We start from the raw sequence: 14,696 nt of genomic DNA on the forward strand, positions 1-14,696 counted from the left end.
ACGAACCGCTTTACCGTTGCTTTCGTTTCTCCCGGGCCGGTGGGTCACAATGAACGGCTCCGGATGCAGGAAGGATGTCGACCCATGCGTGCCGCCGCGATCGCCACGGCCGTCACCGTGGCCGTGGCCACGCTGACCGCAACGCCCGCTGCCCTCGGCGAGGCGGACGACGGGGGCGAGGGCGACACCACCCTGCACCTGGTCACCCTGCGCGGTCCCGGCACCGCCGGTCACCGGGGCGCCGCACCGGCCGAGGAGGTCGCGGAGCGGATGCTCGCGCTCCAGGAGCGGGTGCTCGACGACGTCGACGCCGCCGATCCGGTCTACCAGTGGACGACCGCACTCAACGGGTTCGCCGTCGAGCTGACCGAGGAGCAGCACGACGTGCTGGTCGGCGACGACCGGGTCGCCCTCGTCGAGGAGAACGCGGTCCGCCCGCTCGCCGAGGTCGCGAGTGCCCCCGCCGGCGCGCTCGAGGCGGCCGGCGCCCCGGGCCGGCCCGGCCGGTGGTCGGGTGGAGCAGGCGGAGCGGGCACCGTGATCGGTTTCGTCGACACCGGCATCGACCCCGCGAGCCCTGCGTTCGCCGAGCCCGCCTCCCCCGGCCGGCAGCCACGCCGCTACGACGGCTCCTGCGCCGACGCCCCCGACGACCCGGCCTGGTCTTCCGACGAGTGCTCGACGAAGATCGTCGGCGCCGAGTACTTCGTCTCCGGCTTCGGCAGCGACGCCCTCCGGTCCACGGCGGCGCTCTCCCCCCGCGACACCGACGGCCATGGCACGGCCTCGGCGTCGATCGCGGCCGGCACCACCAACGTCGCGGTGCGGGCGCGCGGCTACGCGCTCGGTCGGTTCTCCGGCGTCGCACCGCAGGCGCGGATCGGCGTCTACAAGGCGTGCTGGTCGGCGCCGGACCCCGTCGACGACGGTTGCGCGACCGCCGACCTGGTCGCCGCCATCGACCGCGCCACCGCCGACCGCGTCGACGTCCTCAACCTGTCCGTCGCCGGACCGGCCGACACCGTCGACACCGTCGAGCGCGCGCTCCTCGGCGCGACCGAGGCCGGGATCGTGGTCACGGCGGCAGCCGGCAACGAGGGCACGCAGGCGTACGCCGCGCACCCCTCCCCCTGGGTCGTCACCGTCGGCGCCTCGACCTCGGCACGCCGGGTCGGTGCTGTGGTCGCCCGCCGCGGTCCGCGGCTCGAGGGCGCGATGGCGGCGACCGCGCCGGTCGGTCCGGCCCGGCTGGTGGTCGGGGCCGACGCCGCGGCGCCGGGCGCGTCCACGGACGACGCCCGTGTCTGCGCCCCCGGCAGCCTCGACGTCCGTGCCGTGCACGGCGCGGTCGTGCTGTGCGAGCGCGGCCGGCTGCCCCGCCTGACGAAGTCGCGCACGGTCCGCCTCGCCGACGGCGCCGGCATGGTGCTCGTCAACCGGCGTGCGGGCTCCACCGATGCCGACCTCCACGAGGTGCCGACCGTGCACCTGTCGGCCGCCGACGGTCGCGCGCTCACCGCCTGGGCGCGTCAGCACCCGCGCGCCGAGGTCCGGCTCGAGTCGCGCGGCCGCGAGCGCACTCCGGCCCGGGTCGCGCGGTTCAGCAGCGGCGGCGACCCGACCTGGTCGGTGATCAAGCCCGACGTCGTGGCGCCGGGCACCGGCGTGCTCGCGGCGACGGCGGGCGGCTGGGACGTCGTCAGCGGTACGTCGGCGGCCGCCGCCCACGCCAGCGGGGTCGCCGCCGTGCTGATCGGCGACCCGCGGAACGACGCCGCAGAGGTCCGGTCCGCCCTGCTCACCTCGACCGCGCCGATCGGGCACCGGGCCGGGCTCCGGGCCGGGACCGGACAGGTGCAGGTCCGGCGGGTGCCGCCGATGGCCTACCTCGTCGATCCTCGTCACTACCGCGGCTGGCTGACCGGACGACGGTCCGACCTCGACCTGCCGCAGGCCCTGATGCGCACCGGCCGGCTCGTCGTACGCCGCACGATCACCAACACCGGCAACCGCCCGCTGTGGCTCACCGCCCACCTCAACGGGTTCGACAGCCCGGTGCGGGTGAGCCCGTCGGCGGCACTGGTCCGCCCGGGGCGGACGCTCACCTTCCGGCTCAGCCTGGGCTCGGCGCCACTGGCGACCGACACCGGCACCGTCGTCTGGCACAGCGCCCAAGGCGACCGCACCCGCCTGGCCGTGGTGATCACCCGATGACCGCGCCCCGGCTCGACCCGCCGCCGCTCCCGATCCGCACCGAGCGGCTGGTGCTGCGCTACGTCACCCTCGACGACCTCGACGCGCTGCGCTACTACACCGACCCCGAGGTGTGCCGCTACCTGCCGTTCCCGGCCGCCGACGAGGAAGCCCTCGCCGCCCGGGTGCAGCGGATGTCCGAGCGGCTGGCGCCGTCGGAGCCGGACGACGTGCTCTCGCTCGCGGTCGTCCACGACGACGTCCTCGTGGGCGACCTGATCCTGCGGCTGCGAACCCGCGCCGACGAGGACACCGCGCCGTCGGTCGGCGAGATCGGCTGGGCGTTCGCGCCGGAGCACGCCGGTCGTGGCTTCGCCACCGAGGCCGCCACCGCCCTCATCGACCTGGCCTTCAGCCACTACCCGCTGCACCGGCTCATCGCCCACCTCGACCCGCGCAACCTGCGGTCCGCAGCGCTGTGCGAGCGGCTGGGCATGACCCGCGAGGCGCTGCTGCGCAAGAGCTGGCCGGAGCCGGACGGCACCTGGACCGACGAAGCGTTCTACGGCCTGCTCCGCGAGGAGTGGCCGCGTCCGACCGCCGGCTGACGCCGTCCGAGCGTCAGCGGCGGATCAGGGCCGCGTCACCTGGATGGTGACACCGTCGCCGAGGTTGATGATCGCGCCCGGCACCAGCTGGACCGCGATCCCCGGCTTGAGGTCCTCCGGACCGAGGCCCGGCTGCACCAGCACGGTGCCGTTGGTCGAGCCCATGTCGGTGACCACGGCAGCGCCCTGGTCGGCGCCGGTGCCCGGACGCACCTCGACGTGGGTCGAGGAGATCTCGTGCAGGCGGCTCGGCACCGTGACCAGGTGCGGCTGCTCGGTCGAGGTGAACCGCCGCGCCTCGGGCGCCCGCCCGATGAGGATCACGCGGTCGACCAGCACCTGCTGACCGTCGCTGATCATCAGCTTCGCCACGGCGTCACTCGCGGGAGCGGCCGACGGCGCGTCCACCATCCCGGAGTCGGCGGCGGGGGCCGCGGGCGACTCGGCCGGCGGGGGCAGCGGCGGGCCGCCGACGGGTTCCCAGGAGCCCACCGGGAGCGGGGGCGGCGGGAGGTCGACGCCAGGAGCGTCACCCGCCGGCGGGGGCGGGGCGTACGGCGACGGCGCGACCTCGGTTTCGCCGGCCGGTGCGGGTGCGTTGTCGACCATCGGGTCCGCGCCGGGAGCCGGCATCTCCTCGGTCAGGCCGCCGGGCTCGTCGGCCATCGCCGGCTCCGACGGCTCCGACGACTCCGACGACTCCGACGACCCCGGCGCCTCGGGGACACCCGGGGCCTCCGGCGCGGGCGGCGGGCTGTCCCACGGCGTCACCCAGTCGGTCGGCGCCGGCGCGGGTGTGGGAGCCGGCGGCATCGGGTCGGTGAGCGGGTCGCCGTCGGTAGGCATCTCGAGCTCGGGCTCCGCGGACGCCGCGGCGAACGGGCCCGGCTCGTCCATCAGCGCCGGCTCGTCCAGCGGCGCGGGCGCGTTGTCGACCGCCATCGAGTCCTCGAACGGCGCCGCCTCGTCCAGCGGCGACGACTCCTCGGCGACCGCCACGGCAGGCTCGTCGATCGCGGGCTCGTCGCCGGCCAGGACCGGCGACGCCTCGGCGGACTCGGCCACGTCGGCCAGCTCCGCCGGCGCGGCGTCGTCGGCCAGCGGGGTCGGCTCGGCGTCGGCAGACAGGTCGGCAGGCAGGCCGGCGGAGAGGTCGAGGGACTCGGGCGTGCCCTCGTCGGCCGGCACGTCCGCCACCGCCGCAGCGGCCGGCTCCTCGGCCGCCGCCGGCTCGGCCGCCGCCGGCTCGACGTACGGCGGGCGGTCGATGCGCGAGACCCGCACCAGACCGGTCACGACGGTGAAGTCGGTCGCGGGCTGCTCGGCACCGGCCTCCGAAGACTCGTCGGCATCGTCGGCGGCGAGCGCGACGGACAGCGAGGTGACGCCGTCGACGCTGCGCTCCACCCAGGTCCCGCTGGCACTGCCGTCGATCGCGACCTCGTCGGCGTCGGACTTCAGGATCGCGCTCACGCCGGCGCCGCGGAGCAGCACCCGGGTGGGACCCTCGTCGGTGCTGACGAGCACGAACCCGGGGAGCCGGCTCAGGCCGGAGGCGAGGAGGGCGTCGAGCACGTCGTCGAACCCGGCCCCGCCGTCGACCAGCGACCAGACGCCGACGACCTGGTCGCGCTGCGACTCGGGCAGCAGCACCGTCACCCGCGGGCCGAACGCCGCGAACCACGGGCCGACGCGGTAGGACCAGGCGCCTGCCGCACCGGTCGAGCTCATCGCACTCATGGGTGTGCCCCCGTCTCCTGCTTCGTAGCTGAACGCTGCACGTCGGCGACGTGCGGCTCCTCCCTGGTCAATCCCACCACATCCACCACGACGGCGGTCGCGTTGTCGCGACCACCGGCGGCGACCGCGGCCGCGACCACCTCGTCCGCCGCCGTCGCCGGGTCCGGGTGCTCACCCAGGATCCGAGCGATGTCGTCGTGGGCGAGCATTCCGTTCACCCCGTCGGAGCACAACAGGATGCGCCCGGATTCCTCCGCTGGGACGGTGAAGAGATCCGGCTCGTGGTGGACCGGGCCGCCGAGCGCGCGGGTCACGATGTGACTGTCGGGGTGGTCGGGCGCGTCGTCCGCCTCGATCGTGCCGGCGTCGACCAGCTCCTGCACCAGGCTGTGGTCGACGGTCACCTGGACCAGCTCGCCGGCGGCGAACCGGTAGGCGCGGGAGTCGCCGAGGTTCGCGACCAGCCAGTACGGCGCGTCGACGTCGGCCACGAGCACCGCGGCCACCGCGGTCGTGCCGGTGCTGAAGAACGGGTCTCCGGCGGCCTGCTGCTCGGCGTCGAACTCGTCGATCCGCGTGTGCACCGCGTCCAGCGCCGCGGCGACGGTCCGCGCGGCGGAGGCCGCGTCGAGACCCTCGTCCGCGAGCCGGGCGAACTCCTCGACGACGAACGAGCTCGCGACGTCACCCGCGTCGTGACCGCCCATGCCGTCGGCCACGACGAAGACGGGCGGGACGGTCAGGTGGGCGTCCTCGTTGTCGGTGCGGACGAGCCCGACGTGGGTCGCGGCGCCGTACTCGAGGTCGACCCGGGTCACCGCGTGACCGCGATCGGTAGCGTTGGTCGGGTGGGCGACGAGGCGACGCGGACGGCGGGACACCGCTCGCTCGCCGAGCAGCTGCGGTCCTGGACCGACGACCAGGTGGCGGAACTGCTGACTTCTCGACCGGACCTGACCACGCCCGCCCCTCACGACTTCTCTCAGCTTGCGTCACGCGCGACGATCCGCAGCTCGGTGGCGCGCGCCCTGGACTCGCTCACCCGGGGCGAGCTCTCGGTGCTTGATGCCCTGGTCGTCGCCGGCCAAACCACCGACGAGGAGCTGGTGGGGATCGTCCACGCGGAGACGTCGTACGTCGCCGCCACGCTGGCCCGCCTCCGCGCGCTGGCGCTGGCCTGGGACTCCCCGGAGGGGCTGCGCCCGCTCTCCGGCGTGGCCGACTGCCTCGCGGGCGGCGTCGACGGCGGCGTGAGCGGCCTGCGGCCGCGGACCCCGGACGCGGCGCCCCTCAACGTCGTCCGTGAGCGGCTCGACGCCTTGTCGGAGGAGGCGCGGGCGCTCCTCGACCACGTCGTCGCGGCCGGCGGTGAGGCCACCGCCGGCTCCGCTCGCCGCAACCTCCGGCCCGAGGACGCCGCCACCCCGGCCGAGGAGCTGCTGTCGCGCGGCCTGCTGACGCCTGGACGGGACGACCTGCTGGTGGTGCCGGGCGAGGTCGGGCTCGCCCTCCGCGGAGGTCGTACGACGACCGGGCCGGTCGATCTCGTCCCCGACCTCGCCACCGCCGAGCGCCCGTCCCGGCTGACCGAGAGCGCGGCCGCCGGGGCGGCCGGCGAGTTCTGCCGGCGCACCGAGCTGCTGCTCGAGTGGTGGAGCACCCGGCCGGCGACCGCGCTGCGCACCGGCGGCCTCGGCGTGCGCGAGCTCAAGGCCGCCGCCGCGCACCTCCAGCTGACCGAGCCCGACACCGCACTCGTGGTCGAGACCGCTTCTGCCGCGGGGCTGGTCGCCACCCGCGCCGATGTCGACGGCAACCCGGTGTGGGTGCCCACGGACGCGTTCGACACCTGGCTGGACGCGGAGCCCGCGGCCCGCTGGACGACCCTGGCCCGCGCCTGGCTGACCAGCGCCCGGCTGCCCGGCCTCGTCGGCAGCCGCGGCACCGACGACAAGCCGTGGAACGCCCTCACTCCCGAGCTGTCCTCGATGCTGATGCCCGAGACGCGCGCGCTGACGCTGGCCGCGCTCGCCGAGGTTCCGCCCGGTCACGCCCTCGCGTCCGGCACCGGACTGCCGTCGCTGGTCGCCCGGCTGACCTGGCTGCGCCCACGGCGGCCGCGCTCCCGCGCCGACCAGGTCGCGTGGACCCTCGCCGAGGCGGCGGCGCTCGGGGTGACCGGGTTGGACGCGCTGTCGCCGTACGGCCGGGCGCTGGTCGCCGGGGACGACCCCACTCCCCTGCTGGCCGCGGCCCTGCCGGAGCCGGTCGACCACGTGCTGATCCAGGCCGACCTGACCGCCGTGGCGCCCGGTCCGGTGGAGTCGGGCATCGCCCGGTCGCTGCAGCTGGTCGCCGACATCGAGTCGCGCGGCGCCGCCACGGTCTACCGGTTCACCACGTCCTCGCTGCGGCGCGCGCTCGACGCCGGGTGGACGGCCGCGGAGGTGCACGCCTTCCTCGCCTCGGTCTCGCGGACCCCGGTGCCGCAGCCGCTCACCTACCTCGTCGACGACGCGGTGCGCACGTTCGGGCAGGTGCGGGTCGGCTACGCCGAGTCGTTCGTCCGGTCCGACGACGAGGCCGCCCTCGCTGCGCTGGTCCGCCACCCGAAGGCGGCCTCGCTCGGGCTCCGGCTGCTCGCGCCCACCGTGCTGGTCAGCACCACGCCCGTCGACGTGCTGCTGGTGCGGCTCCGCGAGCTGGGCGTCGCACCGGTCGTCGAAGGTCCCGACGGCACGGTGCGCGTGGGACGGCCCGACGTGCTGCGTGCCCGGACCCCGCGCCAGCGGGTGGCCGCCCAGGACGACGCCCGCCACGCCGCCCAGGTCGCCGCCGCCGTCCGCTCGCTCCGCGCCGGCGACGCCGCCGCGCGGGTCCGCCCCGCCGCCGCCGTCTCCCCCGCCGGCGCCCTGTCCGCCCTCCGCGACGCCATCGAGCGCCGGACGGCCGTCGTCATCGGCTTCACCGACAACCAGGGTGTCGTCGGCGAGCGCACCGTCGACCCGATCTCCGTCGAGGGCGGGCAGCTCACCGCGCACGACCGCACCGCCGACGACGTCCGCACCTTCGCCGTGCACCGGATCTCCCGCGTCACCCCCGCTCCGTGACCCGTCGCACCGGGAAATCTTGTCGCGCTTTCCGGGATCGCACGACAAGAAACCCCGGTAGGTCGGCCCCGTAAACTCGTGCGGTGATCATTCACCCCACGGAGTTCTTCGACTCCTCCGCTTCGCTCCCCCGTCGAACAACTCCGCGGGGACCCCGATGAACGGGCCTCTCATCGTGCAGTCCGACAAGTCGCTGCTGCTCGAGGTCGACCACGAGCAGGCGGACGACTGCCGGCGGGCGATCGCGCCGTTCGCGGAGCTCGAGCGGAGCCCCGAGCACATCCACACCTACCGGCTCACGCCCCTGGGCCTGTGGAACGCGCGCGCCGCGGGCCACGACGCCGAGCAGGTCATCGACACCCTGCTGACCTACAGCCGCTACGCGGTCCCGCACAACCTGCTGGTCGACGTCGCGGAGACGATGGCGCGCTACGGGCGGCTGCGGCTGGAGAAGCACCCGGTGCACGGGCTGGTCCTCGCGAGCACCGACCGTCCCGTGCTCGAGGAGGTGCTGCGCGCCAAGAAGGTCGCCGGGATGCTCGGGGACCGCATCGACGACGACACCGTCGCGGTGCACCCCTCCGAGCGCGGCAACCTCAAGCAGGTGCTGCTCAAGCTCGGCTGGCCGGCCGAGGACTTCGCCGGCTACGTCGACGGCGAGGCGCACCCGATCGACCTGGAGACCGACGGCTGGGAGCTGCGCTCCTACCAGGCGGAGGCGGCGGACTCGTTCTGGCACGGCGGGTCGGGCGTCGTCGTGCTCCCGTGCGGTGCCGGCAAGACCATCGTCGGCGCGGCCGCGATGGCGCAGGCCAGGGCGACCACGCTGATCCTCGTCACCAACACCGTCAGCGCCCGGCAGTGGAAGGACGAGCTGGTACGACGCACGTCGCTCACCGCCGACGAGATCGGCGAGTACTCGGGTGCGGTCAAGGAGATCCGGCCGGTCACGATCGCGACGTACCAGGTGATGACGACCAAGCGGAAGGGCGTCTACCCGCACCTCGAGCTCTTCGACGCCCGGGACTGGGGCCTCATCGTCTACGACGAGGTGCACCTGCTGCCGGCGCCCATCTTCCGGATGACCGCCGACCTGCAGGCGCGGCGTCGGATCGGGCTGACCGCGACGCTCGTCCGCGAGGACGGCCGCGAGGGCGACGTCTTCTCGCTGATCGGGCCGAAGCGCTACGACGCGCCCTGGAAGGACATCGAGTCCCAGGGCTGGATCGCCCCGGCCGACTGCGTCGAGGTGCGGGTCACGTTGCCCGACGCCGTGCGCCTGGCCTACGCCACCGCCGAGCCGGAGGAGCGCTACCGCCTCGCCGCCTGCACCCGCGAGAAGGTCGCGGTCACCCGCGACCTCGTCGCGCGGCACAGGGGCCAGCCGACGCTCGTCATCGGGCAGTACCTCGAGCAGCTCGACGAGCTCAGCGCCGCGCTCGACGCGCCGATGATCACCGGCGACACCACGGTCCGCGAGCGGCAACGGCTGTACGACGCGTTCCGGCACGGCGAGATCGACCTGCTGGTCGTCTCCAAGGTCGCGAACTTCTCGATCGACCTGCCGAGCGCCGAGGTCGCGATTCAGGTCTCCGGGTCGTTCGGGTCGCGCCAGGAGGAGGCGCAGCGGCTCGGCCGGCTGCTGCGGCCCGGTGACCCCGGCCCCGACGGCGAGCGGAAGGTCGCCCGGTTCTACACGCTGGTCTCGCGCGACACCGTCGACGCCGACTTCGCCCAGAACCGTCAGCGGTTCCTCGCCGAGCAGGGCTACGCCTACCGGATCATCGACGCGGTCGACCTCGCCGGGGCCTGATCAGGTCTCGACGGTCCCGCCGGACCGCCAGTAGATGCCGGCCTCCCGGGTGAGGAACCCGTCGTCGACGAGGTAGCGGCGCAGCGCCGCGTGGTCCTCGTGCACCTCCTTCAGCACGGCGTCGACCTCGCGCTCGGCGTACTTCCGGCCCGGCTCGAACCGCTGCGCGACGTGGTCCAGCACGAACCGGCGCTTGACGTGCTTGGTCGGCATCGTGTGGAGCCGGCCGTCGGCCGAGAAGAACCGCCGCAGCGTCTCGGACTCGTCCACGGGGCGCGCCACCGGCTCACTCCTCGTCGAGGAACTGCCGGTGGTTCTGGATGACCTCGGCGATGATCACGTTGAGGAACTTCTCCGCGAAGTGCGGGTCCAGGCCGGAGCTCTCCGACAGCGCGCGCAGCCGCGCGATCTGCACCGCCTCGCGCTCCGGGTCGGCCGGCGGCATGCCGGCGTGAGCCTTGAGCCGGCCGACCTGCTCGGTGCACTTGAACCGCTCGGCGAGCAGGTGCACAAGGGCGGCATCGAGGTTGTCGATGCTCGCGCGCAGTCGCAGGAGCTCTTCACGGGCGTCGTCGGGAGTCACAGCACCCATCCTTCCCGAACCCTCCCGATCCACGGGCGCATGGGCCACAATCAGGGACGATGGACGGCAGACAGACCGAGGCCTCCCCGTTGCCGTGGCCGCTCCCCCACGCACCCGACCTGCGCGACTCGCTGCTGGCGGCCTACGGCGAGGAGTCGCGCGGCTACCACGACGTCCGTCACCTCGGCGAGGTGCTGGCGCGCCTCGAGGAGCTGGCCGGGGCGGGCGCGTCGTACCACCGGGTGCCGGTGCTGCTGGCCGCGTGGTTCCACGACGCGGTCTACGACGGCGAGCGCGACGCCGAGGAGCGCTCGGCGGCGTGGGCGGAGGAGGCACTGCCCGGCCTGGTGGACGCCGCGACCGTCGCCGAGGTCGCGCGCCTGGTGCGGCTGACCGAGTCGCACCGGCCCGACGACACCGACGCCAACGGCTGCGCGCTGTCGGACGCCGACCTCGGCATCCTGGCCGCGCCCCGCCAGCGGTACGACGAGTACGCCGCGGCCGTGCGCACCGAGTACGCCCACCTGCCCGACGACGTGTTCACCGCCGGCCGGGCGGTCGTGCTGCGCGAGCTGGTCGCCAAGCCGCGGCTCTTCCATACCGACTATGCGCTCGCGCACTGGGAGGACGACGCCCGCCGCAACGTCGAGCGCGAGCTGTCAGTCCTGGCTGCGTGAGCGGGGCCGGCGTCGCCGCAGGCCCGCCGCCCGCAATCGGCTCACGAGCTCGCGCGAGCTGACCGGGCTGGCGCCGAGGGCGACCACGTCGTCGTACCACTCCGCCGGCACGTCGTAGTGGTCGCGGTCGAAGCCGCGCTCGGGGATCCCGGCCAGCCGCGCGAACGCGTGCAGCTCGTCGTAGGAGTCGTCGCTCGCCAGGTGCGACCACAGCCGACCGTGCCCGGCGGCGTTCGGCGGGTCGATCAGGATCACCCCCGGAGGCTATCCACGCCCGCCCGGGCTCACCAGGAGCCGCCTCCGCCGGCCGGGAGCTCGCGCCGCGCGAGGTCGACGAGCTCGAGCAGGAGCGACAGCCGCTCACGCTGCTCCTCGACCCAGGCCGTCACCTCGCCCTTCAGCTCCAGCAGCCGGTCGACGATCCGGAGGACCCGCTCGATGTCCTCGATGATGTCGGTGACGGCGTCGAAGCCCTTCAGCGCGAGCTCGGCCGCCCAGGTCGCCCAGCCCACGGGCCCGGCCACGCGCGACAGCAGCTTGCGCACCAGCCGCCCGCCGACCTCGACCAGCTCCATCACCAGCTCCTCCACCTCGATCGCGAGCCGCTCGCTCCCGTCGGCGACGAGGTCGAAGAGCGGCGCGGTCTCGGCCACCAGGAAACCGAACCCGCGGGCAGCGAGCGCGTGGCCGTTGACGCGGAGGAGGAACGCGGCGGCGGCCTCGCCGTCCCACCGCGGGGAGGCCGCGAGCGACAGCAGCGTGGCGTTGTCGGCGTAGGTGCCGAGCGCGTCGCGGACCTGCCCGGTCGCGAGCGCGTTCTGCCGGATCCTGCGGTAGTCGCCGGTCAACGGCAGCACGAGGAGCTCCTCGAGGCTGCCCTCGGGCAGCTTCCGCAGGCCGAGGCCGGCCTGGTTGAGCGCCTCGATGCCGAGGTTGGCGATGTCGCGGATGCGACCGAGGGCCGCGTCGAGGGCTTCGAACCCGGCGTCGTGCGGGCGGGTGTGCCCGCCCAGCGCGGGTGCCGGGAGGTCGAGCGGCGTCGCGGCCAGCACGTCAGGCCACCGCCGGCATCCGGTCGGCGACCTGCGCGTCCACGGCCTTGAGGTCGGCCGTGGTCGCCACCACCGCGTCCCGGATCGACCGCCAGTCCGCCACCGCGATCTCCTCCACCTCGGTGAAGGCCCGGGCGACCACGTCCATCAGGTCGGCGAGCGGCGCCAGCAGGCAGACCGGGCTCGGCTCGAACCCGCCGCGCTGGCAGACCCAGGTGCGCGCGTGGGTGAAGACCTGCTGCGCCTGCGCGGCGAGCACGTCGAGGTCGGCCGGCAGGCCGTCGAGGTCGGTCCAGGACGTGATGTCGATCTGGTCGGTCATGGGCATGCTCCCTTCGGTACGACGCCGCCCGCGCAGCGTCGCGCGTCGGGTGCCCGCACCCGGGGGTTTGCCAAACCGCAGCACAATGACCCTGTGGACGACCGCGTGATCTTCGATGCCCGAGCCTCGGTGCTGGCCGATCTGCAGGCCCGCGGCGTCGCCAACGCCGTCACCGTGTCGGCGCTCGACGAGGCCTGCTCGCAGCGCCGCTGGTGGCTGGAGCAGTGGGCCGAGGGCGTCGACTACGTCGGCGGGCTGATCGCCCAAGACGTGCAGGACGCGCTCGTCGACCTGCACGGCCGCACCGACCTGGCCGGCCTCTGGCCGGTGTGCCGGCAGTGCGGCGACGCGCCCCTGCACGCGCTGCACATCGAGCCCGACCTCGGCGGACCCGATCCGGCCTGGGTGTGCGAGGAGTCGGGCACCGTCGTCGCGCAGCTCGGCCACCTGGGCGGCTGAGCCCCGCGCGTGGGTCCGGTCCGCTCAGCCGCCGAGCTGGAAGGAGATGGTGTGCTGGTCGGCGCGGTAGACGCTTCGCGAGATCTCGATCGGCCGGTCCTCCCAGAGGGCGCGCCGGGTGAGCCGGATGACGACCGACCCCTCCGGGCACTCCAGCAGCGCGGCTTCCTCGGGGGTGGCGACCCCGGCCGAGAGCGAGTCCTCGGCCCAGGTGGGACGGCGGCCGCGCGAGGCGAGCTCGTCGTACAGGCTGTCGGGGAGGTCCGGGCCGTCGAACAGGCCGGGCACCAGGGCCGCAGTCAGGTAGGCGTCGGAGAGGCAGACCGGGCTGCCGTCGGCCAGGCGCAGCCGGCGCCAGCGCAACACCGGTTCGCGGGGCGTGATCGCGAGCGCGCGGGCGACGCCGGCTGGCGCACGCACCTTCTCGGCGAGGAGGGTGCGGCTCTCGGCGACGGTGCCGCGTGCGGTCATGTCCTCGGTGAAGCTGGCGATCCGGCTCGGTTGCCGGCGAGGTGGCGCCACGAACGTCCCGCGGCCGGGGAAGCGCTGGAGCACTCCCTCGGACACCAGTGCGTCCAACGCCTGCCGCACGGTCATCCGTGCCACGCCGAACCGCTCGACCAGGTCCCGCTCTGATGGGGCAGCTGTCCCAGGCGCGCTTCCCGAGACCAGCTCCCGCACGTACTCCCGAATTGCCACGTGCTTCAGTGCGCGTCGGTCAGCCGTCCCCCTGTCGACTGTCTCCACCCTCGAAGGTTAGGACGGCACGGGACAGGGCGTCCCCGGAACCGTGAAATACCCCGCAGATCGTCGCGGGCGTCTGCAACAACACGTCCGAGTGGTGCGAACAGATGTTCGAAGAATGCCGTATCCTCGACGGGTGGACTTCCAAAGCACCCTCTTCGCCCCCGGCCCGGCGGGGGACCTCGGCTTCGACGGGATCGAGCGGCACGAGCTCGGCTCAGGTGCGTGGGTCGACGTGGCCCGCGGCTGGCTGCCGGAGGCGGACGACGTCTTCACGACGATGGTCGCCGACGTGCCCTGGCGCGCGGAACGACGCCGGATGTACGACCGGATCGTCGACGTCCCCCGGCTCGTCTGCACCTACATGATCGGCGACGACCTCCCCCACCCCGTCCTGACCGCCGCCCGCGAGGCGCTCTCCGAGCACTACCTGCCCGAGCTCGGGGAGCCGTTCCGCACGGCCGGCTGCTGCTACTACCGCGACGGCCGCGACAGCGTGGCCTGGCACGGCGACCGGATCGGCCGCGGCAACACCCACGACACCATGGTGGCGATCGTCTCCATCGGCGACCCCCGGCGACTGGCGCTGCGCCCCCGCGACCGCGCCGACGGTGCCGAGACGCTCGCCTTCGAGATGGGGCACGGCGACCTGCTGGTCATGGGCGGCAGCTGCCAGCGCACCTGGGAGCACGCCGTGCCGAAGGTCGCCTCGGCCGGTCCGCGGATGTCCGTGCAGTACCGACCCCTCAACGTCTTCTAGAACTCCACTCCCGGCGCCGCCGTGTGCTCGGTCGGGGCGTCGTAGAACTCCCGCTCCTTCACGCCGGCGACGCCGGAGAAGAACATCCACGGGATGGTGCGCACCGACTGGTTGAGCTGAGCGGTGGCGTCGTTGTAGTACTGCCGCGCGAAGGCGATCTGGTCCTCGGTCTTCGCCAGCTGGTCCTGCAGGTCGCGGAAGCTCGCGTCGGCCTTGAGGTCCGGGTAGGCCTCGGCGACCGCGTTGACCCGGAGCAGGGCCTGCTGCATCGCGGCGTCGGCGGCGGCCTTCGCCGGCACGTCGTCGCCGGCCGCCGCGGCGGCCAGGCCGGCCCGCGCCTTGGTGACCTCCGCGAAGACGTCCGACTCGTGCGCGGCGTACCCCTTGACCGTCTGCACCAGGTTGGGGATCAGCTCGGCCCGTCGGGTCAGCTGGACGTCGATGCCCCCGAGGGCCTCCTGGGCGCCGACGTCCTGCTTGCGCAGCCGGTTGAACCCGACGACGAAGAAGATGCCGAGCAGGACCAGGACCGCGATGGCGATGATGACGTAGATCATGGGCTGGGGACCCTCTCTCGAAGTTGCAGGGAATCTAGGCGTTGTCCGTCGTCGGCGCGAGCGCGTACGACGCCGCCG

General features: G+C 74.2%; 16 protein-coding genes. 7 read left to right on the plus strand and 9 right to left on the minus strand.

Features of this window, described 5'->3' with window-relative positions:
- Window positions 1-84 precede the first annotated feature (84 nt).
- Together DJ010_RS04095 and DJ010_RS04100 are read left to right on the plus strand one after the other, a co-directional pair.
- On the plus strand, window positions 85-2,214 hold the full coding sequence (locus tag DJ010_RS04095) for a S8 family serine peptidase (protein WP_158282920.1): 2,130 nt from the start codon (window positions 85-87) through the stop codon (window positions 2,212-2,214).
- Window positions 2,211-2,801: a GNAT family N-acetyltransferase gene (locus DJ010_RS04100; protein ID WP_109692305.1), complete on the plus strand. Its 591-nt coding sequence runs from the start codon at window positions 2,211-2,213 to the stop codon at window positions 2,799-2,801. The genes DJ010_RS04095 and DJ010_RS04100 overlap by 4 nt, the downstream gene beginning before the upstream one ends.
- 24 nt (window positions 2,802-2,825) lie before the next feature.
- Here DJ010_RS04100 and DJ010_RS04105 read toward each other — a convergent pair whose 3' ends face one another.
- Window positions 2,826-4,541 carry a hypothetical protein gene (locus tag DJ010_RS04105; protein WP_146207255.1) on the minus strand — a complete coding sequence of 572 codons (1,716 nt, stop codon included), beginning with the start codon at window positions 4,539-4,541 and terminating at the stop codon, window positions 2,826-2,828.
- Entirely contained in the window at window positions 4,538-5,359 is an 822-nt protein-coding gene (locus tag DJ010_RS04110) for a PP2C family protein-serine/threonine phosphatase (protein WP_109692307.1), read from the minus strand. The genes DJ010_RS04105 and DJ010_RS04110 overlap by 4 nt, the downstream gene beginning before the upstream one ends.
- Before the next feature lie 30 nt (window positions 5,360-5,389).
- On the opposite strand from DJ010_RS04110, the gene DJ010_RS04115 reads away from it, so the two are divergent.
- Together DJ010_RS04115 and DJ010_RS04120 are read left to right on the plus strand one after the other, a co-directional pair.
- A complete protein-coding gene (locus DJ010_RS04115) occupies window positions 5,390-7,651 on the plus strand; it encodes a helicase-associated domain-containing protein (protein ID WP_109692521.1) in 2,262 nt (753 codons plus the stop codon).
- A gap of 157 nt (window positions 7,652-7,808) precedes the next feature.
- The gene (locus DJ010_RS04120) at window positions 7,809-9,464 is read left to right on the plus strand and encodes a DNA repair helicase XPB (protein ID WP_109692308.1); all 1,656 of its coding nucleotides are present in this window, start codon (window positions 7,809-7,811) and stop codon (window positions 9,462-9,464) included.
- Here DJ010_RS04120 and DJ010_RS04125 read toward each other — a convergent pair whose 3' ends face one another.
- Together DJ010_RS04125 and DJ010_RS04130 are read right to left on the minus strand one after the other, a co-directional pair.
- Complete coding sequence (locus tag DJ010_RS04125; protein ID WP_245927174.1) at window positions 9,465-9,746, minus strand: DUF2087 domain-containing protein; 282 nt, start codon at window positions 9,744-9,746, stop codon at window positions 9,465-9,467.
- A gap of 4 nt (window positions 9,747-9,750) precedes the next feature.
- Entirely contained in the window at window positions 9,751-10,056 is a 306-nt protein-coding gene (locus DJ010_RS04130) for a chorismate mutase (protein WP_109692309.1), read from the minus strand.
- Between the two features lie 50 nt (window positions 10,057-10,106).
- On the opposite strand from DJ010_RS04130, the gene DJ010_RS04135 reads away from it, so the two are divergent.
- The gene (locus DJ010_RS04135; protein WP_109692310.1) at window positions 10,107-10,724 is read left to right on the plus strand and encodes an HD domain-containing protein; all 618 of its coding nucleotides are present in this window, start codon (window positions 10,107-10,109) and stop codon (window positions 10,722-10,724) included.
- Here DJ010_RS04135 and DJ010_RS04140 read toward each other — a convergent pair.
- Genes DJ010_RS04140 through DJ010_RS04150 form a run of 3 tightly spaced genes read right to left on the minus strand, consistent with a single transcriptional unit; the run spans window position 10,707 to window position 12,098 of the window.
- Entirely contained in the window at window positions 10,707-10,979 is a 273-nt protein-coding gene (locus tag DJ010_RS04140) for a DUF4031 domain-containing protein (protein ID WP_109692311.1), read from the minus strand. The two genes, DJ010_RS04135 and DJ010_RS04140, sit on opposite strands and share 18 nt — an antisense overlap.
- Window positions 10,980-11,008: 29 nt before the next feature.
- The gene (locus DJ010_RS04145) at window positions 11,009-11,776 is read right to left on the minus strand and encodes a hypothetical protein (RefSeq protein ID WP_109692312.1); all 768 of its coding nucleotides are present in this window, start codon (window positions 11,774-11,776) and stop codon (window positions 11,009-11,011) included.
- A 1-nt stretch (window position 11,777) separates the two neighbouring features.
- On the minus strand, window positions 11,778-12,098 hold the full coding sequence (locus DJ010_RS04150; RefSeq protein ID WP_146207256.1) for a hypothetical protein: 321 nt from the start codon (window positions 12,096-12,098) through the stop codon (window positions 11,778-11,780).
- A gap of 93 nt (window positions 12,099-12,191) precedes the next feature.
- Here DJ010_RS04150 and DJ010_RS04155 point away from each other — a divergent pair, with 93 nt between their 5' ends.
- Window positions 12,192-12,557, plus strand: coding sequence for a DUF8819 family protein (locus tag DJ010_RS04155; RefSeq protein ID WP_109692314.1), 366 nt, complete (start codon window positions 12,192-12,194; stop codon window positions 12,555-12,557).
- A gap of 24 nt (window positions 12,558-12,581) precedes the next feature.
- Here the strand turns inward: DJ010_RS04155 and DJ010_RS04160 are convergent, their stop codons facing one another.
- The gene (locus tag DJ010_RS04160; RefSeq protein ID WP_281271111.1) at window positions 12,582-13,304 is read right to left on the minus strand and encodes a GntR family transcriptional regulator; all 723 of its coding nucleotides are present in this window, start codon (window positions 13,302-13,304) and stop codon (window positions 12,582-12,584) included.
- A 133-nt stretch (window positions 13,305-13,437) separates the two neighbouring features.
- Between DJ010_RS04160 and DJ010_RS04165 the strand changes: the two genes are divergently transcribed.
- Window positions 13,438-14,061 (plus strand): alpha-ketoglutarate-dependent dioxygenase AlkB, encoded by a 624-nt coding sequence (locus DJ010_RS04165; protein ID WP_245927177.1) that lies wholly within the window; start codon window positions 13,438-13,440, stop codon window positions 14,059-14,061.
- Here DJ010_RS04165 and DJ010_RS04170 read toward each other — a convergent pair.
- Entirely contained in the window at window positions 14,058-14,618 is a 561-nt protein-coding gene (locus DJ010_RS04170) for a LemA family protein (RefSeq protein ID WP_109692317.1), read from the minus strand. The genes DJ010_RS04165 and DJ010_RS04170 overlap by 4 nt on opposite strands.
- Window positions 14,619-14,696: the final 78 nt, after the last annotated feature.

It is taken from the genome of Nocardioides silvaticus (assembly GCF_003160695.1).
Lineage (GTDB): Bacteria > Actinomycetota > Actinomycetes > Propionibacteriales > Nocardioidaceae > Nocardioides > Nocardioides silvaticus.